The 23,154-nt window shown below is 70.4% G+C and carries 27 protein-coding genes; 13 read left to right on the forward strand and 14 right to left on the reverse strand.

Annotation, left to right across the window (positions count from 1 at the left end; all coding sequences use genetic code 11):
* The first annotated feature begins 106 nt into the window (after nt 1–106).
* Entirely contained in the window at nt 107–742 is a 636-nt protein-coding gene (locus PotMrB4_RS13890; RefSeq protein WP_172433628.1) for a helix-turn-helix transcriptional regulator, read from the forward strand.
* A gap of 37 nt (nt 743–779) precedes the next feature.
* Here PotMrB4_RS13890 and mnmH read toward each other — a convergent pair whose 3' ends face one another.
* Together mnmH and selD are read right to left on the reverse strand one after the other, a co-directional pair.
* A complete protein-coding gene (gene mnmH, locus PotMrB4_RS13895) occupies nt 780–1,883 on the reverse strand; it encodes a tRNA 2-selenouridine(34) synthase MnmH (RefSeq protein ID WP_172433629.1) in 1,104 nt (367 codons plus the stop codon).
* Nucleotides 1,883–2,917, reverse strand: a complete 1,035-nt coding sequence (gene selD / locus PotMrB4_RS13900) for a selenide, water dikinase SelD (protein ID WP_044403034.1) — start codon at nt 2,915–2,917, stop codon at nt 1,883–1,885. Before selD ends, mnmH begins: the two co-directional genes overlap by 1 nt.
* Before the next feature lie 273 nt (nt 2,918–3,190).
* On the opposite strand from selD, the gene PotMrB4_RS13905 reads away from it, so the two are divergent.
* The 4 genes from PotMrB4_RS13905 to phnE are packed head-to-tail and all read left to right on the forward strand — an operon-like array spanning nt 3,191 to nt 6,421.
* On the forward strand, nt 3,191–4,042 hold the full coding sequence (locus PotMrB4_RS13905) for a putative selenate ABC transporter substrate-binding protein (RefSeq protein WP_107331887.1): 852 nt from the start codon (nt 3,191–3,193) through the stop codon (nt 4,040–4,042).
* Nucleotides 4,039–4,836, forward strand: a complete 798-nt coding sequence (locus PotMrB4_RS13910) for a phosphonate ABC transporter ATP-binding protein (protein ID WP_172433630.1) — start codon at nt 4,039–4,041, stop codon at nt 4,834–4,836. The genes PotMrB4_RS13905 and PotMrB4_RS13910 overlap by 4 nt, the downstream gene beginning before the upstream one ends.
* Nucleotides 4,830–5,657 carry a PhnE/PtxC family ABC transporter permease gene (locus tag PotMrB4_RS13915; RefSeq protein ID WP_172433631.1) on the forward strand — a complete coding sequence of 276 codons (828 nt, stop codon included), beginning with the start codon at nt 4,830–4,832 and terminating at the stop codon, nt 5,655–5,657. The genes PotMrB4_RS13910 and PotMrB4_RS13915 overlap by 7 nt, the downstream gene beginning before the upstream one ends.
* On the forward strand, nt 5,654–6,421 hold the full coding sequence (gene phnE / locus PotMrB4_RS13920; RefSeq protein ID WP_074971395.1) for a phosphonate ABC transporter, permease protein PhnE: 768 nt from the start codon (nt 5,654–5,656) through the stop codon (nt 6,419–6,421). Before PotMrB4_RS13915 ends, phnE begins: the two co-directional genes overlap by 4 nt.
* A 38-nt stretch (nt 6,422–6,459) precedes the next feature.
* Here the strand turns inward: phnE and PotMrB4_RS13925 are convergent, their stop codons facing one another.
* Nucleotides 6,460–7,320, reverse strand: a complete 861-nt coding sequence (locus PotMrB4_RS13925) for a subclass B3 metallo-beta-lactamase POM-1 (protein WP_044403015.1) — start codon at nt 7,318–7,320, stop codon at nt 6,460–6,462.
* A 188-nt stretch (nt 7,321–7,508) separates the two neighbouring features.
* Here PotMrB4_RS13925 and PotMrB4_RS13930 point away from each other — a divergent pair, with 188 nt between their 5' ends.
* Entirely contained in the window at nt 7,509–8,810 is a 1,302-nt protein-coding gene (locus PotMrB4_RS13930; RefSeq protein WP_044403010.1) for a sensor histidine kinase, read from the forward strand.
* Nucleotides 8,811–8,813: 3 nt separating this feature from the next.
* Nucleotides 8,814–9,725, forward strand: a complete 912-nt coding sequence (locus tag PotMrB4_RS13935; protein ID WP_172433632.1) for a response regulator — start codon at nt 8,814–8,816, stop codon at nt 9,723–9,725.
* Between the two features lie 13 nt (nt 9,726–9,738).
* Here the strand turns inward: PotMrB4_RS13935 and PotMrB4_RS13940 are convergent, their stop codons facing one another.
* The gene (locus PotMrB4_RS13940; RefSeq protein WP_074971391.1) at nt 9,739–10,221 is read right to left on the reverse strand and encodes a MarR family winged helix-turn-helix transcriptional regulator; all 483 of its coding nucleotides are present in this window, start codon (nt 10,219–10,221) and stop codon (nt 9,739–9,741) included.
* A 219-nt stretch (nt 10,222–10,440) separates the two neighbouring features.
* On the opposite strand from PotMrB4_RS13940, the gene PotMrB4_RS13945 reads away from it, so the two are divergent.
* Nucleotides 10,441–10,992, forward strand: a complete 552-nt coding sequence (locus tag PotMrB4_RS13945; RefSeq protein ID WP_172433633.1) for an ATP-dependent Clp protease proteolytic subunit — start codon at nt 10,441–10,443, stop codon at nt 10,990–10,992.
* Between the two features lie 6 nt (nt 10,993–10,998).
* On the opposite strand, the gene ligD is transcribed toward PotMrB4_RS13945, so the two are convergent.
* From ligD to PotMrB4_RS13975, 6 genes are all read right to left on the reverse strand, one after another.
* Nucleotides 10,999–13,485: a DNA ligase D gene (gene ligD, locus PotMrB4_RS13950; RefSeq protein ID WP_172433634.1), complete on the reverse strand. Its 2,487-nt coding sequence runs from the start codon at nt 13,483–13,485 to the stop codon at nt 10,999–11,001.
* A 64-nt stretch (nt 13,486–13,549) separates the two neighbouring features.
* Nucleotides 13,550–14,881, reverse strand: a complete 1,332-nt coding sequence (locus tag PotMrB4_RS13955) for a cation:proton antiporter (protein WP_160480836.1) — start codon at nt 14,879–14,881, stop codon at nt 13,550–13,552.
* Between the two features lie 20 nt (nt 14,882–14,901).
* On the reverse strand, nt 14,902–15,315 hold the full coding sequence (locus PotMrB4_RS13960; protein ID WP_172433635.1) for a CBS domain-containing protein: 414 nt from the start codon (nt 15,313–15,315) through the stop codon (nt 14,902–14,904).
* Between the two features lie 101 nt (nt 15,316–15,416).
* Complete coding sequence (locus PotMrB4_RS13965) at nt 15,417–16,187, reverse strand: alpha/beta hydrolase family protein (protein ID WP_044402994.1); 771 nt, start codon at nt 16,185–16,187, stop codon at nt 15,417–15,419.
* Nucleotides 16,174–17,271 (reverse strand): DUF3182 family protein, encoded by a 1,098-nt coding sequence (locus PotMrB4_RS13970; RefSeq protein WP_074971387.1) that lies wholly within the window; start codon nt 17,269–17,271, stop codon nt 16,174–16,176. Before PotMrB4_RS13970 ends, PotMrB4_RS13965 begins: the two co-directional genes overlap by 14 nt.
* Before the next feature lies 1 nt (nt 17,272).
* The gene (locus tag PotMrB4_RS13975) at nt 17,273–17,701 is read right to left on the reverse strand and encodes a hypothetical protein (RefSeq protein ID WP_172433636.1); all 429 of its coding nucleotides are present in this window, start codon (nt 17,699–17,701) and stop codon (nt 17,273–17,275) included.
* Between the two features lie 154 nt (nt 17,702–17,855).
* Here PotMrB4_RS13975 and ku point away from each other — a divergent pair, with 154 nt between their 5' ends.
* Nucleotides 17,856–18,755 carry a non-homologous end joining protein Ku gene (ku, locus tag PotMrB4_RS13980; RefSeq protein ID WP_172433637.1) on the forward strand — a complete coding sequence of 300 codons (900 nt, stop codon included), beginning with the start codon at nt 17,856–17,858 and terminating at the stop codon, nt 18,753–18,755.
* Between the two features lie 9 nt (nt 18,756–18,764).
* On the opposite strand, the gene PotMrB4_RS13985 is transcribed toward ku, so the two are convergent.
* The 3 genes from PotMrB4_RS13985 to PotMrB4_RS13995 are packed head-to-tail and all read right to left on the reverse strand — an operon-like array spanning nt 18,765 to nt 19,840.
* Nucleotides 18,765–18,914: a hypothetical protein gene (locus PotMrB4_RS13985; RefSeq protein WP_172433638.1), complete on the reverse strand. Its 150-nt coding sequence runs from the start codon at nt 18,912–18,914 to the stop codon at nt 18,765–18,767.
* Nucleotides 18,915–18,937: 23 nt separating this feature from the next.
* Nucleotides 18,938–19,270, reverse strand: coding sequence for a four-helix bundle copper-binding protein (locus tag PotMrB4_RS13990; RefSeq protein WP_172433639.1), 333 nt, complete (start codon nt 19,268–19,270; stop codon nt 18,938–18,940).
* A 54-nt stretch (nt 19,271–19,324) separates the two neighbouring features.
* Nucleotides 19,325–19,840, reverse strand: a complete 516-nt coding sequence (locus PotMrB4_RS13995) for a DUF4142 domain-containing protein (RefSeq protein WP_172433640.1) — start codon at nt 19,838–19,840, stop codon at nt 19,325–19,327.
* A 176-nt stretch (nt 19,841–20,016) separates the two neighbouring features.
* On the opposite strand from PotMrB4_RS13995, the gene PotMrB4_RS14000 reads away from it, so the two are divergent.
* Together PotMrB4_RS14000 and PotMrB4_RS14005 are read left to right on the forward strand one after the other, a co-directional pair.
* Complete coding sequence (locus PotMrB4_RS14000) at nt 20,017–20,871, forward strand: SDR family oxidoreductase (RefSeq protein WP_172433641.1); 855 nt, start codon at nt 20,017–20,019, stop codon at nt 20,869–20,871.
* Between the two features lie 79 nt (nt 20,872–20,950).
* On the forward strand, nt 20,951–21,175 hold the full coding sequence (locus PotMrB4_RS14005) for a PLD nuclease N-terminal domain-containing protein (RefSeq protein ID WP_044402976.1): 225 nt from the start codon (nt 20,951–20,953) through the stop codon (nt 21,173–21,175).
* Between the two features lie 24 nt (nt 21,176–21,199).
* On the opposite strand, the gene PotMrB4_RS14010 is transcribed toward PotMrB4_RS14005, so the two are convergent.
* Nucleotides 21,200–22,030, reverse strand: coding sequence for an MBL fold metallo-hydrolase (locus PotMrB4_RS14010; RefSeq protein ID WP_172433642.1), 831 nt, complete (start codon nt 22,028–22,030; stop codon nt 21,200–21,202).
* A gap of 149 nt (nt 22,031–22,179) precedes the next feature.
* On the opposite strand from PotMrB4_RS14010, the gene PotMrB4_RS14015 reads away from it, so the two are divergent.
* Nucleotides 22,180–22,695, forward strand: coding sequence for a hypothetical protein (locus tag PotMrB4_RS14015; protein ID WP_172433643.1), 516 nt, complete (start codon nt 22,180–22,182; stop codon nt 22,693–22,695).
* A gap of 10 nt (nt 22,696–22,705) precedes the next feature.
* A complete protein-coding gene (locus PotMrB4_RS14020; protein WP_172433644.1) occupies nt 22,706–23,149 on the forward strand; it encodes a DUF421 domain-containing protein in 444 nt (147 codons plus the stop codon).
* Nucleotides 23,150–23,154: the final 5 nt, after the last annotated feature.

A 23,154-nucleotide genomic window follows, 5' to 3' on the forward strand; every position in this document is an offset into this window, starting at 1 on the left:
GTCAGGAAATCTGCGGGAAGGCCGTTCGCCGACACGGGGAATGCGCTCGACACTGGCCGGAATGCCCTTCTAATATGCAAGCCCCTTCTTGCCTAAAGCCCCGCCGATGACCGACGACTCCGCCACCTCCACGGCCGACCGCATCCTGATGCTGGTGAAGACCCGGGGCCCGCTGGCTACTGCCGAACTGGCCGAGGAACTGGAGCTGACCCCCGAGGCCGCCCGCCAGCAGGTGCAGAAGCTGGCCCAGGGCGGCTTGCTGGAGGGCCAGCAGGCGCCCATCAGCGGGGCCGGGCGTCCGCGCCAGCGCTGGGCGCTCACCGAGGCCGGCCACCGGCGCTTCCCCGATGCCCACGCGCAGCTCACCGTCCAGTTGATCGCCTCGGTGCGGCAGCTGTTCGGGGAGGAGGGCATGGACCGCCTGATCGGCCAGCGTGAGTGCGAGACCCGCGCGCTCTACCGCCAGGCCTGCCAGGCCGACAGCGTGGTCGGGCGTCTGCAGCAGCTCGCCGAGGTGCGCTCCCGCGAGGGCTACATGGCGCGGGTGGAAGCCGATGGCGCGGATTGGCTGCTGATCGAGGACCACTGCCCGATCTGCGCAGCGGCCACCGTCTGCCAGGGGTTCTGCCGCTCGGAGCTGCAGCTGTTCCGCGAGGTGATCGGTGCCGAAGCCGAGGTGGAGCGCGAGCAGCACCTGCTGAGCGATGCCAATCGCTGCGTCTACCGCGTTCGCCTGAAGTGAGCCTCGCGCCCGAAGTTGCCGGGCGCGGGGTAGGGGGTCAGCGCCGGGACGGGCGCTGGCGGAGGTAGTCGAGCACGGCGGCCTGGTCGCCGGCGAACTCGATGCGCGCGGCCTTGCCTTCGCGCTGGAAGGCGTACATCGGGTCGTAGTATTCCCGCAGCAGGCCTTCGATCCAGCCCCGGTGCAGGTCCACCTCGCCGCTGGCCTGCTGGCGTTGCAGCGCCTCGTCGAGGATCGCCGTCATGCGCTTGTGGCGCTCGCCACCCAGGCGCTTGAGGATGTTGGCCATGCCCTGGCGCAGGCGCGCAGCGAACTGCTCGAAACCGGCTTCCTCGCCGTGCAGGGCGACGAACTCGGCGCACAGGCCGATCACGTAGTCCCGCAGGATGCGCTCCACGCGGTTCTCGAAACTGTCGTCCAGCCACACCAGCGGGTACTGCTGCATGCCCTGGTACAGCTCCAAGGGCAGGTTGCAGCTGCCCACCACGCGGCCCTCATCCTCCAGCACGAACTGACCGGTGCCGCTGTCGCGCTTGCGCAGCAGGTCGATGGCCAGGCCGTTCTCGAAGTCGATCTGCGCCGGCTGGGCGGTGGCACGGCGGCCGAAGCTGGAGCCCCGGTGGTTGGCGTGGCCTTCCAGGTCCAGGGCGTTGCCGAGGGCCTGGATGACGTCGGTCTTGCCGGTGCCGGTGAGGCCGCCCACCAGCACGAAGTCGCACTCGTGCACGGCGGCCTGGAGGGTCTCGATGAGGAAGGTCCGCATCGCCTTGTAGCCACCGGTGACGCGCGGGTACTGGATGCCGGCCTCGTCCTTCAGCCACTGCTGGACGATCTGCGAGCGCAGCCCGCCACGGAAGCAATAGAGGTAGCCATCGGGGTGGGCCTGGGCGAAGGCGGCCCAGGCTTCGATACGGGCCGCCTTGGTGGCGCCGCTGACCAGCTGGTGGCCGAGGGCGATGGCGGCTTGCTGGCCCTGCTGCTTGTAGCAGGTGCCGACCTTCTGCCGCTCGATGTCGGTCATCAGCGGCAGGTTGACCACACCGGGGAATGCGCCCTTGGCGAATTCCACCGGTGCACGGGCGTCCATCATCGGCACGCCCTCGAGGAACAGGCGGCGGTAGTCGGTGGTGTTTTCGCGCATCACTCCACCTCTACCGCGTGGCTCTGTCGCTCGGCCAGTTCGCCGATGGGCGCCAGGTCCAGGCCCAGTTCGCGGGCCACGGCGAGGAACTCCGCCTCGCCCTCCGGCGCCACTGCCACCAGCAGGCCGCCGCTGGTCTGCGGGTCGCAGAGCAGGTGGCGACGGGCCTCGTCCAGCGGGGCGATGCGCTCGCCGTAGCTATCGAAGTTGCGCAGGGTGCCGCCGGGGATGCAGCCCTCGGCCAGGTAGTGCTCCACGCCGGGCAGGCGCGGCACCGCGTCGTAGCGGATGCGCGCGGTCAAGCCGCTGCCGTCGGCCATTTCCACCAGGTGGCCGAGCAGGCCGAAGCCGGTGACGTCGGTCATGGCGTGGACGCCGGCCAGCTTGCCGAAGCGGCTGCCCGGGCGGTTCAGGGTGCACATCCAGTCGCGGGCCAGGTGGCGGTCCTGCTCGCGCAGCCTGGACTTCTTCTCCGCCGTGGTGAGGATGCCGATGCCCAGCGGCTTGGTCAGGTACAGGCGGCAGCCGGCGGTGGCGGTGTCGTTGCGCTTCATGTGGCGCTTGTCCACCACGCCGGTGACGGCCAGGCCGAAGATCGGCTCGGGGGCGTCGATGGAATGGCCACCGGCCAGGGGGATGCCGGCCTCGTCGCACACCGCACGGCCGCCACGGATGACCTCGCGGGCGACTTCCGGCGGCAGCACGTTGACCGGCCAGCCGAGGATGGCGATGGCCATCAGCGGGTCGCCGCCCATGGCGTAGATGTCGCTGATGGCGTTGGTCGCGGCGATGCGGCCGAAGTCGAAGGGGTCGTCGACGATGGGCATGAAGAAGTCGGTGGTGGAGACCACCCCGCGCTCCTCGTCCAGGGCGTAGACCGCCGCGTCGTCGCGGGAGGCGTTGCCCACCCACAGGCGCGGGTCCAGGTTCTGCGCGCCGCTGCCGGCGAGGATCACTTCCAGCACCTTGGGGGAGATCTTGCAGCCGCAGCCGGCGCCGTGGCTGTACTGGGTCAGGCGGATGGGTTCGCTCATGTCGCACCTCACTGAAATCGTGGCGGCGGATTCTATCAGGCCGCAGGGAAACTCACCGGGTTGCCGCCGAGGTGCCTGGAACACCCTGTGGAGGCGTGTTCAAACCTGAGCCGCGGTTTCCTGGGCCACCTGGCATGGATTGTTTCGCCCAGGTTTTCCAAAAGCCCCCGGCAACACTGGCCTTTGCGCCCGCGATTCCTATAATTCCGCCGCGGCGCCCGCAGTGGCCGCCCATCTCCCCCGATCCTTCCGCTATTGAACCGGAGAATCAGCATGCTCAAGCGCACCCTGGCCCTCGTTGCCGGCCTTGCCCTGTCCTGTTCCGCCCTGGCCGTGCAGGCCGCCGAAACCCTGCGGGTCAGTGCCATCCCCGATGAAGCGCCCACCGAGCTGCTGCGCAAGTTCAAGCCGCTCGGCGCCTACCTGGAGCAGCAACTGGGCATGAAGGTGCAGTTCGTGCCGGTGGCCGACTACCCGGCGGTGGTCGAGGCGCTGGCCACCGACCGCCTGGACCTGGCCTGGCTCGGCGGCTTCACCTTCGTCCAGGTGCGCCTGAAGACTGGCAATGCCATCCCCCTGGTCCAGCGCGAGCAGGACGCCCAGTTCACCAGCAAGTTCATCACCGCCAACCCGGAGGTGAAGAGCCTGGCCGACCTCAAGGGCAAGAGCTTCGCCTTCGGTTCGGTGTCCTCCACCTCCGGCAGCCTGATGCCGCGCTTCTTCATGCTCAAGGACGGCATCAAGCCCGAGACCTACTTCAGCCGCGTGGCCTATTCCGGTGCCCATGACGCCACCGTGGCCTGGGTCCAGGCCGGCAAGGTGGATGGCGGCGTGCTCAACGCCAGCGTCTGGGAGAAGCTGGTGGCCGCCGGCAAGGTGGACACCGCCAAGGTGCGCGTGCTCTCCACCACGCCGACCTACTACGACTACAACTGGACCGTGCGCGGCACCCTCGACCCGGCCCTGGCCGAGAAGATCAAGGCCGCCTTCCTCGCCCTCGATCCGGCCAACCCGGAGCACAAGGCGATCCTCGACCTGCAGGCCGCCAGCCGCTTCATCGAGACCCAGCCCGAGAACTACAAGGGCATCGAGGAGGCCGCCCGGGCCGCCGAACTGCTGAAATGACCGTCCGCCTCACCGGCGTGGGCCTGCGCCTCGGCCAGGTCCGCGCCCTGGACGGCATCGACCTGCACATCGAGGCCGGCGAGCGGGTGGCGGTCATCGGCCCCTCCGGGGCCGGCAAATCCAGCCTGCTCAACCTCCTGGCCACCGCCCTGCAGCCCGACAGCGGCACGGTGGAGCTGCTCGGCGAGGCGCCCTGGCGCCTCTCGGGCCGCGCCCGCCAGCGCCTGCGCACGCGCATCGGGCTGATCCACCAGGCGCCGCCGCTGCCGTCGCGCCAGCGGGTGGTCACTGCCGTGCTCGCCGGGCGCCTGGGGCGCTGGGGCACCCTGCGCGGGCTGGCCAGCCTGCTGCACCCACGGGATGTGCCCGGTGCCCGTGCGGCCCTGGCCACCCTCGGCCTGGCGGACAAGCTCTTCGCCCAGTGCGGCCAGCTGTCCGGCGGCCAGTTGCAGCGCGTCGGCATCGCCCGCGTGCTGTACCAGCAACCCGAACTGCTGCTGGCGGACGAGCCGGTCTCGGCCATGGACCCGGTGCTGGCCGATCACACCCTGGAGACCCTCTGCCGCCATGCCGGCGAGCGTGGCGTCACCCTGGTGGCCAGCCTGCATGCCGTGGAGCTGGCCCTGGCGCACTTCCCCCGGGTGATCGGCGTGCGCGACGGCCGCCTGGCCTTCGACCTGCCGGCCGCCCAGGTCACCCCTGAACGCCTGGACGCGCTCTACGCCAACGCCGGCATCGCCTCGCCACAGGCCGCCGGCGCCGCGCCCGCCCCGGTGCAGATCCCCCGATGCTGAGCCGCGACACCCGCGATCCGGCCTTCCTGCCGCGCCTGCTGCTGGTGTTGCTGGCGGTGCTGGTGCTGTGGCCGGGCATCCGACTGGCCGAACTGGACCCGCGCGTGCTGTTCCAGGCCGACAGCCGCCAGGCCATGGGCGGCTTCCTGGCCGGGTTCTGGCCGCCGGCCCACGGCGCCGAGTTCCTTGAGTTGCTGCTGGACGCCACCCTGCAGACCCTCGCCGTGGCCACCGCCGGCATGGCCCTGGCGCTGCTGCTGGCGGTGCCCATGAGCCTGCTGGCCAGCCGCGCGCTGTCGCTGTCGGCCGCCTCCCGCAGCGGTCGGCCCAGCACCCTCGGGCTGGTGCTGCGCTGGCCGGTGCGGGCCTTGCTGGTGTTCCTGCGCAGCGTGCCGGAGATCGTCTGGGCGCTGCTGTTCGTCCGCGCTGTGGGCCTGGGGCCGACCGCCGGGGTGCTGGCCATCGCCATCACCTACAGCGGCATGCTCGGCAAGGTCTACGCGGAAATCTTCGAGTCGGTCGGCCAGCGGCCTGCCCATGCGCTGATGCAGGCCGGCGCCGGGCGCCTGTCGGCGTTCTTCTACGGCATCCTGCCCAGCGCCGCCGGCGAGCTGGTGTCCTACACCGTGTACCGCTGGGAGTGCGCCGTGCGCGCCTCGGTGGTGATGGGCTTCGTCGGTGCCGGCGGGCTCGGCCAGCAGATCGACCTGTCGATGCGCATGTTCGCCGGTGCCGAGGTGGCCAGCATGCTGCTGACCTTCCTGCTGCTGGTGTGGCTGGCGGACCAGTTGAGCCGCCTGCTGCGCGGGAGGCTGGCATGAAGCGGGTGATCGACCTGGCCATCGTCCTCGCCCTGCTGGCGGCCGTGGTGGGGTCGTTCCGCTACCTCGGGCTCGACCTCCAGGCCTTGCTGGGGGAGGGCGTGGGCGGGCAGATGGCCGACTACGCCCTGCGCTTCCTGCGGCCGGACCTGGGCCTGGAGCACCTCCAGGCGGTGGGCCGGGGGGCGTTGGAAACCCTGGCCATGTCCGGCCTGGGCACGCTCCTGGCCGCACTGCTCGGCCTGCTCCTGGCACTGCCCGCCGCCGGGCGCTTCGGCTGGCCGGGCAAGGCCCTGGCGCGGCTGCTGCTCAATGCCCTGCGGGCCATTCCGGAGCTGGTGTGGGCGGCGCTGATGGTGCTGGCGGCCGGCCTCGGCCCCAACGCCGGGGCCCTGGCCCTGGCGGCGCACACCGCCGGGGTGCTCGGCCGGCTGTTCGCCGAGGCCCTGGAGAACGCCCCGCCGGAGCCCGCCGACGCGATCCGCCTGGAGGGCGGCAGCCACCTGGCGGCCTTCTGCTACGGCACGCTGCCCAACCTCTGGCCACAGTTGCTGGCCTACATGCTGTACCGCTGGGAGAACAACATCCGCATGGCCAGCGTGCTCGGCTTCGTCGGCGCCGGCGGGCTGGGGCAGATGCTCTACACCACCCTCAGCCTGTTCCAGGAGCGCCAGGCCAGCACCGTGATCCTCGCCATGCTGGCCCTGGTGCTGCTGGTGGACGCCCTCAGTGACCGCATGCGCCAGCGCTGGGTACGGGCCTGAAGGGCGCTTCTAGAAAACCACCTGCGTCATCAGAGACCTCAGCCGCCGCGCTGCTTCTTCAGTTGCGCGTCGAAGGCGGCCTCGGCCTTGTCGGCGTAGGCCTTGCAGCTCATGGGCGACGGGTTGGGGTGTTCGGCGTTGGTGTAGTCCCAGCCGCTGGCCTCGGCGTGGGGGGTGATCAGCAGGTCGCAGGGCAGGGCGCGGACGGCGGCGAAGCCGCTGCGGAAGGCCTCGGCGATCTTCGGGAAGCGCGGGTTCATCCACAGGCTGTAGCCGGGGGCGCTCAGGCTGTCGCTGTAGGCGATGCGCAGGGGCTTGCCGTCGCGGCGGTCGGTCCAGGTCCAGCTCAGGCTGCCGGGGGTGTGCCCGGGGGTGAAGTGGGCGGTGAAGGTCATGCCGCCCAGCTCCACGGTTTCGCCGTCCTGCACCAGGCGGTCCACCTGCACCGGGGCGAAGACCATGTCGTCGCCGAAGTGGATGTCCTGGCTGTCGCCGCGCTGCAGCAGCACGGCCGATTCGGCGTTGCTCACCAGTTGCGCACCGGTGGCCTTCTTGATGGCGGCCAGCGGGCCCACGTGATCGATGTGGGCGTGGCTGTGCAGGATCAGCTTGAGGTCGCCCGGCGCCACACCCAGCTCGCGCATGTTGGCCAGCAGGTGGTCGGCCACCTGGGGCATGCCGCCGTCCAGCAGCACGGCGCCTTCCGGCGTCTTCACCAGCAGCGCGGTGATGCTGGCGGTGCCGATGTGCCAGGTGTTGTCGGCGATGCGCAGTGGTGCCACCGGGGTCAGCCAGGCGGCCGGGGCGGTGTAGGGCTGCAGTTGCGGCAGGACGGCCTGGGCGGCCACGGCGGGTTGGGCCAGCAGCAGGGCAAGGCCGAGGGTGGTCAGGGTACGCACGGGGCAGTCCTCGGAAAATGAAGGGGCGCCATTCTGACTGCCTGGTCGCGCAGGTCAATGCCTGTCGACTGGCCAGCCTGTCGGAGCGTGCCGCGCAGCGCCTGTAACGCGAATGAGACAGCTGTCACAGGATGGCAACCTGATATTGCTTCAATGGCCGCCATTCAACGGGCTCGGGGGAGTCGCCAATGGCAGCCGAAAACGCGCTGGAACGCCTGCTCAGACCGGTGGCGGCGCTGCCGCCGAGCCTGAGCATCAGCGACGTGGCGGACCAGTTGCTGGCTCCCGAGCACCGCCGCTTCCTGTCCCTCCCGGTGGTGGAAGGCGGCCGGCCCATCGGTCTGGTGAGCCGCTACACCCTGCAGGACATCTTCATGCAGCGCTTCGGCCGCGACCTCTGGGGCCGCCGCCCGGTGGCCGACGTGATGAACGCCGAGCCCCTGGTGCTGAGCCTGGACAGCAACCTGGAGCAGGCCGCCAAGCAGGTCACCGCCGGCCTGCAGTACCCCATCACCGAGGACTTCATCCTGGTGGACGGCGACGGCCTGTACCGCGGCCTCGGCACCGTGCTCGACCTGCTCAAGGCCATGGAGCTGCGCATCGCCCAGCGTAACCGGGTGCTGCGCCAGGCTCTGGTGGACCTCAAGGAGTCCCAGGCGCAGCTGGTGCAGTCGGAGAAGATGGCCTCCCTCGGGCAGATGGTCGCCGGCGTCGCCCATGAGCTGAACACCCCGCTGGGCTACGTGCGCAACAACGTGCAGCTGCTCGACCAGCTCAGCGCCCCGCTGGTGGAGCTGGCCCGCAGCCAGGCCGCGCTGGCCGATTGCCTGGCCGACCCGGCCTGCGACGAAGCGCGCCTGGCCCAGGCCTTCGAGGCTGCCGCCGCCATGCGCGAGCAGGCCGCCCCCGAGCAACTGGCGGACGACCTGCGGCAACTGCTCGACGACACCCTCTACGGCCTCGGCCAGATCGGCGAGCTGGTGGTGGGGCTGAAGGATTTCGCCCGGCTCGACCGCGCCATGGACGAGGCCGTGGACCTCAACGACTGCGTGCGCAGCGCCTTGCTGATCGCCCGCAACCACATCAAGGACAAGGCCGAGGTGGTGCTGGGCTTGGGCGAACTGCCAGCCGTCAGCGCCGCGCCCTCGCAGATCAACCAGGTGCTGCTCAACCTGCTGACCAACGCCGCCCAGGCCATGGTCGGCCACGGCCGCATCCAGATCCGCAGCTGGGCCGAAGGCGACTGGGTGTGCGTCTCGGTGCAGGACAGCGGCTGCGGTATGGCTCCCGAAGTGGCCCGGCGCATCTTCGACCCGTTCTTCACCACCAAACCGGTGGGCGAAGGCACCGGCCTGGGCCTGTCCATCAGCTACAAGATCATCCAGGACCACGGCGGCAGCATCCGCGTGGCCTCTGAACTGGGGCGCGGCACGCGCTTCCTCATCCGCCTGCCGACTGCGCAGGCCCGCGCCCTTAAACGGAGTGCCTGAGCCATGACATCCGCCATCCGCATCCTGTTCGTCGACGACGAGGAGCGCATCCTGCGCAGCCTGGCCATGCAGTTCCGCCGGGACTACCAGGTGGTCACCGAGAGCGACCCGCTGCGCGCCCTGGAGCGCCTGGCGCGGGAGACCTTCCACATCGTGGTCAGCGACCAGCGCATGCCGCAGATGAACGGCGCCGAGCTGCTGACCCAGGCCCGCGAGATCGCCCCGGACTGCCTGCGCATCCTGCTCACCGGCTACTCCGACCTGGATGCGGCGGTGGAGGCGCTGAACAGCGGCGGCATCTTCCGCTACCTGACCAAACCCTGGGACCCGCAGGAAATGGCCTTCACCCTGCGCCAGGCAGCGGAGATCGCCGCCCGCCCGCAGGCCGCCTCGGCCAGCGCACCCAGCGCCGAACCCCGTGGCCTGAGCGTGCTGCTGCTGGACGAAGACCCGGAGACCCTGGCCAGCGTGGCCGACTTCTGCATGGCCGGTGGTCACCGCCTGCTGCGGGCCCGCAGCCTCACCGAGGCCATCGGCCTGCTGAACGAGGAGGGCGCCGACCTGCTGGTGAGCGACCTGCGCTGCGGCGGCGAAGACACCGCGCCGCTGCTCAAGTCACTGGCCCAGGCCCACCCGCGCCTGCTCAGCCTGGTGGTGACGCCGTTCCGCGACACCCAGGCGCTGCTGCAACTGGTGAATGAGGCGCAGATCTTCCGCTACCTGCCCAAGCCGATCCGCCGGGGGCTGTTCGAGAAGGGCCTGAAGGCGGCTGCCGAGCAGGCGCGCAACTGGCGCGAGCAGCCGACCCAGGTGCCGTCGCGGCAGGCCGAACTGCCGCGCGAGGCGCGGGAGAAGGAGCGTGTGGGGAGCCTGCTGGGCATGCTCGGCCGGCTGCGGGAGCGGCTCAGCGCCTGAGGCAGGCGCTGCATCAGCTGCCGCGATAGACCTTGCGCAGCAGCTGCAGGAGGGTGTCCCGCTCGGCGTCGTTCAGGGCGCTGGTGGACTCGATGTCGCTTTCCGCCGCGACCTGCTTGAGGTCCTTCAGCAGCTGCTCGCCGGTTTTGCTGAGGAAGATCCCGTAGGAGCGCTTGTCCGGCTTGCAGCGCACCCGCACCGCCAGCGCACGAGCCTCCAGCTTGTTCAGCAAGGGCACCAGTTGCGGCGGCTCGATGGCCAGGGCGCGGGCCAGGTCCGCCTGCATCAGCCCGGGGTTCTGGTCGATGATCGCCATCGCCGAGAACTGCGCCGGGCGCAGGTCATGCACCGCCAGCTTGTTCACCAGGTGCTGGAAGACCTTCAGCTGGGCGCGGCGCATGGCGTAGCCAATCAGTTCATCCAGGGAAGTGTCGAGCACGGCGGGCTCTGCGGTTTCGATTGCAGCGTCGGCGGGGGTGGCGGCACGTCGGGCCATGGGGTCTCACTCGGCAGAATTAGTTAATAGCGCTATGCATTTTGCGTGCATCGCGCCGCTTCCGCCAGCCACCTGCACACGGTGCCCCGGCCCGGCGGCCAATTGGGGGGAACCCTGGGCGACCCGCGTCACTCCATCCAGAAGGGGCCCGGACGCGCGGTCCGGGCCGGGACGGCAGCGAACCCGCGTGGATGCGGGGCGACTGCGGAGGAGGACGGGATGAAAAGCCATGTGGTGCACTTCACGGCGCCGATCAACTCGCACACGTGCGGCCAGCTGATCGACAAATGCTCCCAGGCGATCCAGCAGGGGGCGGACGAACTGATCATCAAGATCGCCACCATGGGCGGGGAATGCAGCTACGGGTTCTCCCTGTACAACTTCCTCGTCTCGCTGCCGGTGCCGGTGAAGACCCACAACCTGGGCACGGTGGAGTCCATGGGCAACATCATCTTCCTGGCCGGCGAGCGGCGCACGGCCTGCCCGTACAGCAAGTTCCTGTTCCATCCCTTCCACTGGACCCTCAACGGCGCGGTGGACCATGCGCGCATGTCCGAGTACGCCATGAGCCTGGACTACGACCTGCACCTGTACGACGCCATCGTCCAGGCACGTACCGACGGCGCCCGGGTGCCCATCGACGTGCTGGCCTGCCTGACCGCCGCACCGAAGATCTTCAACGTCGACGAGGCCCTGGCCGCCGGGCTGATCCACGAGGTGGACTGCCTCGGCATGCCCACCGAGGCGGTCAACTGGTGCGTGCACAGCTGAGCCCGGCTACGCCAGGCCCAGCTTGCGGCGCATCGCCACGGTCAGGCGCTGGCGGGTACCGGGCAGGTCCCGCCAGGGGTCTTCGCCCAGGTCGTCCAGGCGCTTGTGCAGGGTGCGCAGGGACCAGGCCTGGGCATTCCTGAGCGTCGCCAGCTCCTCGAAGCTCACCGGCACCGATACCGGCAGCCCCTCCCGCGCCCGCAGGGAGTAGGCGCAGACGGTGGTGGCGCCGGCGCCATTGCGCAGGTAGTCGATGAAGATGCGCCCGACCCGGTTGCGCGGGCCGGACTTGGCCGCGAAGCGCTGGGGCAGGTTGCGCGCCATGTGCTGGGTGATGCCCTGGCTGAAGGCTTTCACCGTGTCCCAGTCGTGCTTCGGAGCCAGGGGCACGATCAGGTGTACGCCCTTGCCGCCGCTGGTCTTGAGGAAGGCCCGCAGGCCCAGTTCGTCGAGCACCGCCAGGGTCAGCTCGGTGGCCTCCAGCATGGTCTTCCAGGGCAAGGCCGGGTCCGGGTCGAGGTCCAGCACGAAGCGGTCGGGGTGCGCCAGGTCGGCGGTGGTGGCATTCCAGGTGTGCAGCTCCAGGGTGCCCATCTGCACGGCACCGAGCAGCGCCTCGGGGCTGTCCAGCAGCAGGCCCGGCTGGCCGGCGCGGGCCTTGTCCAGCACACCGATGGCCTGGGTGCCCAGGCTGCCCGGGTTCTTCTGGAAGAACTGCTCGCCCTCGATGCCTTCCGGCACCCGCAGCAGGGCCACCGGGCGCTGGGCCAGGTGCGGCAGCAGCCAGGGGGCGATGGTTTCGTAGTACCGGGCCACATCGCCCTTGGTCAGGCCGCTGGCCGGGTCGATCACCCGCTGCGGGTGGGTGATGCGCACGGCCGCCGAACTGGCCGTCTCCTCGCCCTGCAGGCGCTGGGTCGCGACGGGCTCGTCGCGGGTGATGGCGCGGGCCGGCTTGTCCTCCCGCAGGCCCTTGAACACCGCCTGGCGCACGATGCCTTCACGGGTCATCTCGGCGAAGGCCACTTCCGCCAGCGCCTCCGGGCGCAGCCAGTGCACGCCTCGCGCCTCGGCCCCGCGCGGCGGCTGGGTGCAGGCCGGCTGGCGCGTCTTCAGGGTCTTGAGCCGGGCATGCACGCGGGCGAGCACGGCCTGGTCGAAGCCGGTGCCCACCTTGCCGGCGTAGCGCAGTTCGCCGTGGGCATCGTGCAGCGCCAGCAGCAGGGCACCGAAATGCGAGCGGCTGCCCTTGGGCTCGGTGTAGCCGACGATGACGAATTCCTGCCGGCGCTTGCACTTGAGCTTGATCCAGTCGCTGCTGCGCCGGCCCGCGTAGAGGCTGCCGGCGCGCTTGCCGATCAGGCCCTCCAGGCCCAGCCGGCAGGCGCTGTCGAGCACCGCCTCGGCGGGTTCCGTGAAGGACTGGGAATAGCGCAGCAGACCGTCCTCGTCGAGCGGTTCCAGCAGCTGCGCCAGGGCTTCCCGGCGCTGCTCCAGCGGCGTCTCGCGCAGGTCGCTGCCGTTGAGGTGCAGCAGGTCGAAGAGGTAGTACAGCGCCGCCTCGCTGCGGCCCACCTCGAAGGCGTTCTGCAGGGCCTGGAAGTCGGGCTGGCCGTCCTCGTCCATCACCACCACTTCGCCGTCCAGCCAGGCCTCGTCCACCGGCAGGCGTGACAGGGCCCGGGCCTGGGCCGGCAGGCGGGCGGTCCAGTCATGGCCGTTGCGGGTGAACAGCTGCACCTGGCCGTGATCGAGGCGGGCCAGCAGGCGGTAGCCGTCGAACTTCACCTCGTAGTGCCAGTCCCCGGCCGGTGGACGGTCCACCAGGGTGGCCAGCTGCGGCTTGAGCTGCGCGGGCAGGGCGGCGGCCTTGGGCTTGGCCGCCTTGCGCCGGGTGCGCGGGGCCTGGGTCCTGGCCTCGCGGGGCACCAGGCGGCGCTCGCTGAGCACGCTGTCCGGGCGTGATTCGGTGATGCTCAGCTCGCTCTCGGGGTGGGCCGCCGCGTCCCGGTGCTTGATCAGGAACCATTGCTCCTGCTTGCCCGGCAGCTGGGTGCGCACCAGGTTCCACTGGCCGGCGAGCTTCTCGCCCTGCAGTTCGAAGCGCAGGCGCCCGGCACGGTAGCTGGCCACCGGGTCGCCCTGGGGAATCCACACGCCCCGGTCCCAGACGATCACATCGCCCGCGCCGTAGTGACCCTCGGGGATGTGGCCTTCGAAGTCGGCGTAGTCCAGCGGGTGATCCTCCACGTGGATGGCCAGGCGCCGGGCGGCCGGGTCCAGGCTCGGGCCCTTGGGCACCGCCCAGCTTTTCAGGGTGCCCTCCAGCTCCAGGCGGAAGTCGTAGTGCAGGCGCGTCGCATCGTGCTTCTGGATGCAGTAGCGCAGCGCGTGCCCGGACGCCTTCTTGCCGAGCCGGCGCGCGGAGGTGCCGGGCTCGGGGGTGGCGTCGAAGTCGCGCTTGCGGGCGTAGTCGTTCAGGGCGTCGCTCATGGCAGGTCCTCCTGTGCAGGGGAGTGGCCGGCGGGGCGGAAGGTTCAGGTCGCTTCGCGAGCGGTCAGGGATCGGGGTGGAAGCGCTTGAGCAGCGGCTGGATCGACAGCCCGTGGAGCAGGATGCTCAGCGCCACCACGCTCAGCACCAGGTCGCCGAGTCGGTCCTGGTCCAGCGCCCGGGGCGCATGGGCCAGGGCGAAGCACAGGTAGTACAGGCTGCCGATGCCGCGTATGCCGAACCAGCCCACCAGGTACCGCTGGGACCGGGGAATGCCGTGGCGACCCAGCAGCAGCGCCACCATCAGCGGGCGCACGCCGACGAACAGCAGCAACGCCACCGGCACCGCTTCCCAGCGCCAGTGCTGGGCGAGCAGGGCACCGAGCACCGTCACCAGCAGCACTTCGAGGATGCGTTCGAGCAGGTTGCCGAAGGCCTGGATGTCCACCATCAACGCGCTGGCGGCGATCTGCGGGTGGCGCGCCGGGTCCTCGCCGAACTCGATCAGCGCCTGGGTGTGGCTGTCCTCGCGCAGCTCGCCCTGGCGCGCCGACTCCTCGGCCGGCACCGGGCCGCTGGCGCGGGCCTCGGCGTGGCGCATGCCGAGCCCGGCGGCGAAGGTGCTGAGAAAGCCCCAGCCGCCCAGCGCCTCGGCCAGCACGTAGGACAGGGCGATCACCGCCAGGGCGATGAAATCGTTCGGCGACACGGCGGTCTCGGTGTGGCGGGCGCGCAGGCGGATCACCCCGCGCCCCACCGCGCGGCCGAAGCCGAACCCTACCAGCAGCCCCACCGGCACCGCCCAGAGCACGTCGTTGGCCAGCCAGTGCAGCCAGGTGGCCTGCCCGGGCAGGCCGGGGCCCTGGAGGAACAGCAGGCCGAGCATCACGAAGGGGAAGGCGATGCCGTCGTTCAGCCCGGCCTCGCCGGTGAGGGCGAAGCGCATCGGGTCGGTGTCGCTGGCGTGGTTCACCTGGATCAGGTTGGCCAGCACCGGGTCAGTGGGCGAGAGGATCGCCGCCAGCAGCAGGCAGAAGCCGAAGTCCAGGCCCAGCAGCGCCTGCAGCAGGAGCGCGAACACCAGCACGGTGGCCACCAGCACCGGCCCGGCCAGCAGCCAGGCCGGGCGCCACTGGCGGGCATTCAGCGGCAGGCGCAGGCGCAACCCGGCGAGGAACAGCGACACCAGCACGGCCACCTCCACCAGGTGCCCGAGCCATGTGCGAACCTGGGGCAGGTCCTGCTGCCAGAGGCCGAGCCCCAGGGGGCCGATCAGCAGCCCGAAGCCCAGGTACAGGGCCGAGGTGGTGATCGGCAGCAGGCGCACGTAGGCAGAGGCCAGCCCGAGGATCAGCAGCAGGCCGCCCAGGACCAGCAGCCACTGCTGGAAGCTCACAGGCCGGGCTCCGCACGGGCTCAGTGGGCGCGGGCCACGCCCTGCAGCACGGTGGCGCTGGCACGCTCGCTGCGGCAGGCGGCAATGTTGGCCAGGGACACAACGCCCACCAGGCGCTTCTCACGGTTGAGCACCGGCAGGCGGCGCAGTTGGATCTGCGCCATGTTCTCGGCCACGTGCTGCACGTCCTCGTCCTCGAAGCAGTAGCGGATCTCGCTGCTCATCACCTCGCGCACCGGTGCCTCGGCATCCAGGCCGGCGGCCACGCCGCGTACGGTGATGTCGCGGTCGGTGACCATGCCCACCAGGCGGTCGCCCTCGTTCACCAGCAGGGCGCCACTGTCGATGCGCCCCATGAGCGAGGCGGCCTCGCGCAGGCTGCTGTCGGGGGTCAGGGTCTGGACGTTGCGGGTCATGATTTCGCTGATCTTCATGGTGGTTCTCCTGTGTGGGAGAGGCCCGGCGGGATGCCGGGCCGCAGATCAGTCGACTGGTGGGTGGGGCACGCGTTCAGGTTCATTCGTCCCGGCGTGGCTCAGGAATAGCGGGAGGAGTGGTGCGGGTAGGCGCCGACCCGTGCGCCGATGACCATCTCGCTGATCCAGTTGGTGAGGATGCGCGTATAGGCCTGCTGGTGATGGTCCTCGCTGAGGGCGTGGTCGGCGCCATCGAGGATGCGATGGGTGAGGGAGTGGGCCTGCTCGAAGGCAGCGCGGTAGCTCATCAGCGTCATGTGCGGGACGTAGCTGTCGTGCTCCGACTCCACCAGCAGCACGTCGCCGGTGAAGGCGGCGCAGGCCTTCAGCGCGAGGTTTTCATCGGGGTTCCAGGGCTGGCGCCGGTAGCGCGCCAGGCGGGCCACGTCGAGGGACTGCTTGGGGCGGTCCCATTCCTCGTCCCAGTACAGGGCCGGCACCCGCAGGGCCAGCCACTTCACCGGGCGCCGGGTGGTGAGGAAGGTGGCGAGGTAGCCGCCGTAGCTGCTGCCGATCACCGCGATGGCCTCGGGGTTGACCGCCGGGTGTGCCGCCAGCCGGTCATAGGCCGCGAGGATGTCGGCCAGGTTCTGCTCGCGGGTGACGCTGGCCTTGGCCTCGGCGGTGCGCTCGTGGCCGCGCAGGTCGAAGGTCAGGCACACGCAGCCGAGCCCGGCGATGCCCTTGGCCCGCGCCAGGTCGCGTTGCTGGCTGCCGCCCCAGCCGTGGACGAAGAGGATGCCCGGCACGCGGGCCTCGGGGGAGAGCAGGGTGCCGCACAGGGGCTGGCCCTCGACGATGATTTCCAGGGCCTGGCTATGGGCGGTCATCAGCGATTACCTCCACGTATTTGCACAGGCGCCCCAGCCCGGGCACCTCGCCGTCGAAGAGCACCCAGGCGTCGGCCGGCACCCGGGGCTCGCCATAGGTTTCCCGGGTGCGGGCGTGGACCCGCCGGCACGCCGGCTCTGCGTCGAACAGTTCCAGGGCGAAGACCTCCGCCGCACTGGCTCCGCCCACCCGCCAGGATTGCTCCAGCACCCCGGAGCGCCACTGGCCTTCGGCATTGCGCCCGCGCGCCACGTCGTAGTTGCGGCGCGAGGCGAGCAGGTCGGGGTAGCTGTGCAGGGCGGCCTCTTCGTAGCGCCGGGCCTGTTGCACCGCCAGGCGTATCGAGGCCGGCAGCGGCTCGGCCAGCAGCGCGTCATAGCCGCCGCGCACCAGGTACAGGTCCGAGCCGCCGTAGACCGGCTCGCCGGCGCCGTCGCGGGTCAGGTGCTGCACGCCGTGGTAGCTGGCCAGCAGGCCGTTCACCTCCACCTGGCCGACGCTGTAGGTCGCCACGTCCTCCAGTTGCTCTTCCAGCACCAGGCCCCAGGTGGCCAGTTCATCGGTCGGCAGCTGCGCCATCAGGGCGTCCAGTTCCGCCAGCTGGCGGATCACCTGCTGGCCGCGCCCGGCCTTGGCGCGCACCGGTTTGGCCCGCAGCGGGCCGCGTTCCAGCAGGCGCTGCCCGGCGCGCCGGGCGTCCTCCGGGCTGAACACGCTGAAGCCCTCCAGCACGGCATCCCCGGCCTGTTCGGCGAAGGCGTCGGACCAGCCCCGTGGCGCCTGAGCGCCAGGGCCCGCGAGGGGGTGGCCGATGGCCTTGGTGGCCATGAAGGGCTCGGCGACCCAGCCACCGAAGAGCTGCCCGATGTGGCTCAGGCCGTGACGCTGGGTCGGGCCCACCAGGGTGTCGTCGGGCAGCAGGTAGTGCCGCCCGGGCTCCTCGACCTGGGTGATGGGCGCGGGGTCGAAGGGGCAGCCCAGCAGACGCGCCAGGCGTCCGCCGAGCAGGCGCTGCACGCAGGCTTCGTGCTCCGCCAGGGGGGTACCACTGCGCAGCAGGCGCACGTCGGCAGGGCAGGCCATGTCATTGCTCCTGCCAGCGGCCGCCGCTCTTCTCGCAATCGGTGCGCACCTGGCCGAGGTCGGTCATCTGGTAGTAGCGGGTGAGCACGCGGGCATCGTTCGGCACCGCCGGGCGTGCCGTGTCTGGCCCACGGGCACTGGCGCGTGGGTTGGCCAGGCTCTCCTGGTCCAGCGGGGCGTCGCAGCGGGCCTGCTCGCCGCCGGGGCACTGGGCGACCCGCTGCTTGCGGGTGCTGGTCATGTCCTTGCTCTCGTTGCTGCAGGACCAGTCCAGCGCCTCTGCCGGCATGCCGACGAATTCGTAGCAGCTCTCGGTCTCGATGCCGGTGACCGCTGCGCTGGAGGTGCGGCTGTTGACGTGGCAGCCCTCGGCAAGGGCGAGCCCGGCAGGCAGGCAGCCGAGCAGCAGGAGCAGGGGAAGGCGGCGCATGGCGGTGTCTCCTTGGCGTCCGTACCTGGGTTGTGAGCAGCGGTACGCGCCGGGAGTTCAGGGTGTTTGATGGGCGGCACGGGCGCCTACGCCAGGGGAAACTTTCTGCCGTGCGGGCCGGTCATCGAAAGACGGCATGACGAAGGAGAAGCCCATGGCACGCGCGATCTGGAAAGGGGCGATCAGCTTCGGGCTGGTGCACATCCCGGTGGACCTGGTGTCCGCCAGCAGCTCCGGCGGGGTGGATTTCGACTGGCTGGACGACCGCTCCATGGAGCCGGTGGGCTACCGCCGGGTGAACAAGGTCACCGGCAAGGAGGTGCCCCGCGAGCACATCGTCAAGGGGGTGGAGCACGCCCCCGGCGAGTACGTGGTGCTGAGCGAGGAGGAGATCCAGCAGGCGCACCCGCGTGCGACGCGGACCATCGACATCTTCGCCTTCGTGGATGCCGGGCAGATCCCGCTGCAGAACATCGACACGCCCTATTACCTGAGCCCCGACCGGCGCAGTGGCAAGGTCTATGCGCTGCTGCGCGAGTCCCTGGTGGCCAGCGGCAAGGTGGCCCTGGCGGAGGTGGTGTTGCGCACCCGCCAGTACCTGGCGGCGGTGATGCCCCAGGAGTCGGCGCTGGTATTGGTGACGCTGCGCTGGCCGGCGGATGTGAAGGGCCTGGGCATCCTCGACCTGGGCAGCGAGGTGACCGAGCCGACCCTGGCCAAGGGCGAGCTGGCGATGGCCAAGCGGCTGATCGAGGACATGACCCAGGACTGGCAGCCGGACGACTACCGCGACACCTTCACCGAGAAGGTGATGGACCTGGTGGAACAGAAGGCCCAGGAGGGCCACGTGGAGCGGGTCGAACGGCCGGACGAGGAGGCGCCCCAGGGCGCGGACATCATCGACCTCACCGAGCTGCTGCGGCGCAGCCTGGGCGGCAAGGGGGCGAAGCCGGAAAAGAGCGAGAAGGCCGCGCCGGCCAAGGCACCGCGCAAGCGTGCCCCGGCCAAGGCGGCGAAGGACGACGCCAGCCGGCCGCGCCGACGAAAGGCCTGAGGGCGCTGCTCAACGCGGCGCGTCCTCGGGCGGCGCCTGGCGCGGCGTCGGTTCCACCGGCGGGTCGCCACGGTCGAGCTGGGAGCCCGGGTCTTCGTTACCAGGGTCATCGAGGATCGGTTCTTCGGTGCTCGGGACATGCGGTTGCTGGGCACTCATGGGGGAACTCCTTGCAGGTGGGCTCAGGCGGCCATGCGTTCGCACTCGTCGGCGCAGCGCTGGCAGGCCTGGGCGCATTCCTGGCAGTGCTGGCTGTTGTGCTGCTGGCACTCCTCGGCGCAGGCCGTGCAGGCGGCGCGGCACACCTGGCACAGGCCCGGAGCGAACTCGCTGCCGCGGATCATCAGCGTGGCGCACAGGTGGCAGAGGTCGGCGCAGTCCCGGCAGAGCTGGATGCAGCGGGTCATCTGCTGGGCGTGTTGCTCACTGAGGCAGGCCGTGGCGCAAGTTTCACAGGCGACGGCGCAGGCGTTGCAGGCGGAGATGCAGGTCTGGAAGCGGTTGAGTTCAGTCATGGTCTGGCTCCGTTCAGGGGTAAAGGGCCGCTGGGCGAGCCAGCGGCCGGACGGTTACTGGTCGGTCTGCAGTTCCTTGACCAGGCGCTCGGCCTGCTCCAGGTGAGCCTGTAGCTTGGGCAGCAGCTTCTGGGCGAAGTCGCGCAGCTGGGCCTGGTCGGACTGGGCGGCCTTGCGGTACAGCTCGACGGCTTCCTGGTGGGCCTTGACCTGGTTCTCGGCGTAGGCCTTGTCGAAGGAGTCGTCACGCATCTCCAGCAGCTTGGCCTTGGCCTGTTCCATCAGGCTGGCGTCATCGGCGGTCTTCAGTTTCAGCGTGGCGGCCAGTTGCTTGAGTTCGGCATTCGCGGCGGTGTGGTCCTTGACCATCATCTCGGCGAAGGCCTTGACCTCCGGGTGCTGAGCCTTCTTCTCGGCGAGCTTGCCGGCCTCCACCTCGGCGATGCCGGACTCGGAGGCGCGGTCGACGAAGTCCTGCGGGTCGACGGTGTTGGCGGCGCGGGCGGTGCCGCCGAAGGCGACGAAGGCAGCGAGCAGGGCGAACATCAGGTGTCTCAGGGGATGGGTCATGGCGGTGTCTCCGTGGTGGGTGATGACGGTCGGTAGAAGCGGGCAGGCGCGGACAAGTTCAAGGGAATGTCCCGGGCGGTTCGTCCAGACAGGTCGAACCTAAGCCGGTGAGGGGTTTCCCACCCTGTGAACGCCCGGCGACCGCCGTGGCAAGCACAGGCCACAGGGAGAACCCCATGAGCGAGCAGACCCTTCCCCCCCAGCACCAGGACAAACAGCCCGGCCGCGAGGGCGCCATGCACCCGCTGCCGGAGTACTTCTCCGAGCGCTACAAGGCCGCTGGCAAGCTGGCCGGCAAGGTGGCACTGATCACCGGTGGCGACAGCGGCATCGGCCGCGCCGTGGCGGTGCATTTCGCTGCCGAGGGCGCCCAGGTGGCGCTGGTCTACCTCGACGAGGAGGACGACGCCCGCGAGACTGCCGAGGCGGTGGCGCGCCAGGGCGGCCAGGTCATCACCCGGGCCGGCGACCTGGCCGATGGCGAGTTCTGCCGGCAGGTGGTGGCGGACGTGCTGGACACCTGGGGGCGCCTCGACGTGCTGGTGAACAACGCCGGCGAGCAGCATCCCTGCGAGGGCCTGGAGGCCCTGGAGGAAGCCACCTGGGAGCGCACCTTCCGCACCAACATCCTCGGCATGTTCCAGCTCACCAAGGCGGCGCTGCCGCACATGGGGCAGGGGGCGAGCATCATCAACACCACCTCCATCACGGCCTACAAGGGCAACCCGTCGCTGCTGGACTACTCCTCCACCAAGGGGGCGATCACCGCCTTCACCCGCTCCCTGGCGCTGAACCTGGCGAGCCGGGGCATCCGCGTGAACGGGGTGGCGCCGGGGCCGATCTGGACGCCGCTGATCCCCTCCACCTTCACCGCCGAGCAGGTGGCGCGCTTCGGCGCCGACACCCCCATGGGACGCCCCGGGCAGCCGACCGAGGTGGCGCCGGCCTACGTGTACCTGGCCAGCGAGGACGCCTCCTACGTCAGCGGCCAGGTGCTGCACGTGAACGGCGGGACGGTGGTCAACGGCTAGGCCGCCGGGGCGGAAAGTCTGAACCCGGGCCGCCCCGTGCGACCCGAAACACCAGGACTCAGCAGAGGAGGGTCATCCCATGTCCGATCCCGTCACGTACTTCTGGATCGCCGTCGCCGGCATCCTGGTCCTGCTCGACCTGTGGGCGATCATCAGCGTCTTCCGCAGCAGCAAGTCGGTGGAAACCAAGGCGCTGTGGGCGCTGGGCATCTCGTTGTTCCCGGTGCTGGGGCTGGTCTACTGGGGCATCGCCGGGCCCCGGGGCCTGGGCCGCGGCCCGTCGTCCCCGGAGCACAGCAAGTAGCGCCGTGCCGGCCTGGCCCGAGGGTCAGGCCGGTTGCTTCAGGCGCTTCAGCTCCAGGGCGTCGTGGCTGCAGAACAGCTCGATATCCGGGCGGCTGAGGGAGAGGTGGCGCAGGCGCTGCTGGTTGCGCCGCCGGGCGCTGCCGTCGGTGTCCATCATCCACTGGTAGAAGCGCAGGCCTGGCGGGCAATGCCGCTGGGCGTGGCGCACCTCGGCGCGGTGGAAGTAGGCGTCGCCGGCGTGCAGCAGCCAGCCGTTGGGCCCCTGCACCGCAACGCCGGCATGGCCCAGGGTGTGCCCGGCCAGCGGCAGCAGGCACAGGGGCTCGCTTTCCAGCCCGCGCAGGGTCCGCACGGCATTGAAGCCGTTCCACTGCTCGCCCTGCTCGCGGTAGATCTGCCAGCGCTTCACGCGCTTCCACTGTTCGGGCACGAAGCGCCGGCGGCCGAAGAAACCGGAGCTGGCCTCGGCGCTCTTCAGCTCGCGCTCCATCAGGTGCACGGTGGCCCGGGGGAAGTCCTCCAGGCCGCCGGCGTGGTCGAAGTCCAGGTGGGTGAGGACGATGTGGCGCACGTCGTCGGGCTGGTAGCCGAGCCGTCGGACCTGGGCCACGGCGGTAAGGCTGGTGTCGTAGCGGATGTTGTTGAGCCGGCGGAAGAAGGCGCTTAGCCGGGCGCCACGCTGGCGCATGTCGCCCAGGCCGAAGCCGGTGTCCACCAGTACCAGGCCGTCGTGGGCGGTCTCCAGCAGCAGGCAGTGGCACACCAGGTGCGCACGCAGGCCGGTGCTGAACCCGTCGTAGAGGGCCCCGCCCAGGGGGCACATGCAGCCGCAGTCGAGGTGATGGATGTGCATGGTGGTCTCCGGTTGCCTGGGTGTCTGCGGTTGGCAGGGGCTGGCGGCGGAGGTTCCGGTTTCCTGACCGGGCGGTGCCGTCGATCACTCGAACCGGGCGGCACGGCGCGGGGTCTGTGAAGCAAGGCCCATCACCCAGGAGCGCCGCCATGCTGCCCCGCCTCGATCCGTCCGATGAACAGGAGCGCCACTACCCGGTGCAGGAGAACCTCCACATGCAGCGGCGCCAGTGGGCGCTGGAGCGGGTGGGCGTCTGGATACTGGGGGCGCTGGTGCTGCTCACGGTGGCCGGGCTGTTCGCCAAGGGCCCGCTGAGCCATGCCGAGGCGGCTTCCGAGGACGGGCGCCTGCAGGTGACCTGGCAACGCTTCCTGCGCAACGGGGCCACCTCCACCCTGGTGGTGGACGTGCATGGAGTGGGCCCCAAGGCCCGGGTGGAACTGCTCGGCGAGCTGCTGGAGGGCTCCACCCTGGAAGGCCTGCAGCCGCAGCCGGCGGCAAGCCGCACCGCCGGGGGCAACGGCCTGGCCCTGGACGTGACGGCGGACGAGCAGGGGCGGGTGCAGCTGTTCCTGTCCCTGCGCGCCGACGGCGTGGGGCTGTTCCGCAGCCAGGTCCGCGTGGGTGACCGGCAGGTGCCGGTCAGCCAGTTCATCTACCCCTGAGGAGCCCGCCATGGACGCCGTATTCCGCGCTGCCGCCATCTACTTCGCCCTGCTGGTGATCTTCAAGTTCTCCGGCCGCCGTTCCCTGTCGGAGATCACGATCTTCGACTTCGTGCTGCTGCTGATCATCGGCGAGGCCACCCAGCAGGCGCTGCTGGGGGACGATTTCTCGGTCACCAATGCGGTGCTGGTGATCGTCACGCTGATCAGCATCGACCTGGTGCTCACCCGCCTGCAGTGGCGCTGGCCGCGCCTCGACCTCTGGCTGGAGGGCTCGCCGGTGATCGTGGTGGAGCACGGCGCGGTCCTGAAGAGCCGGTTGGATGCGGCGCGCCTGCGCGAGGCGGACATCCTCGAAGCCGCCCGCGAGAAGCACGGCCTGGAGCGGCTGGAACAGATCCGCTACGCCGTCGTCGAGCGCAACGGGAAGATCTCCATCATTCCCGCGCAGTGACCGCA

Source organism: Metapseudomonas otitidis, from assembly GCF_011397855.1.
GTDB classification, from domain to species: domain Bacteria; phylum Pseudomonadota; class Gammaproteobacteria; order Pseudomonadales; family Pseudomonadaceae; genus Metapseudomonas; species Metapseudomonas otitidis.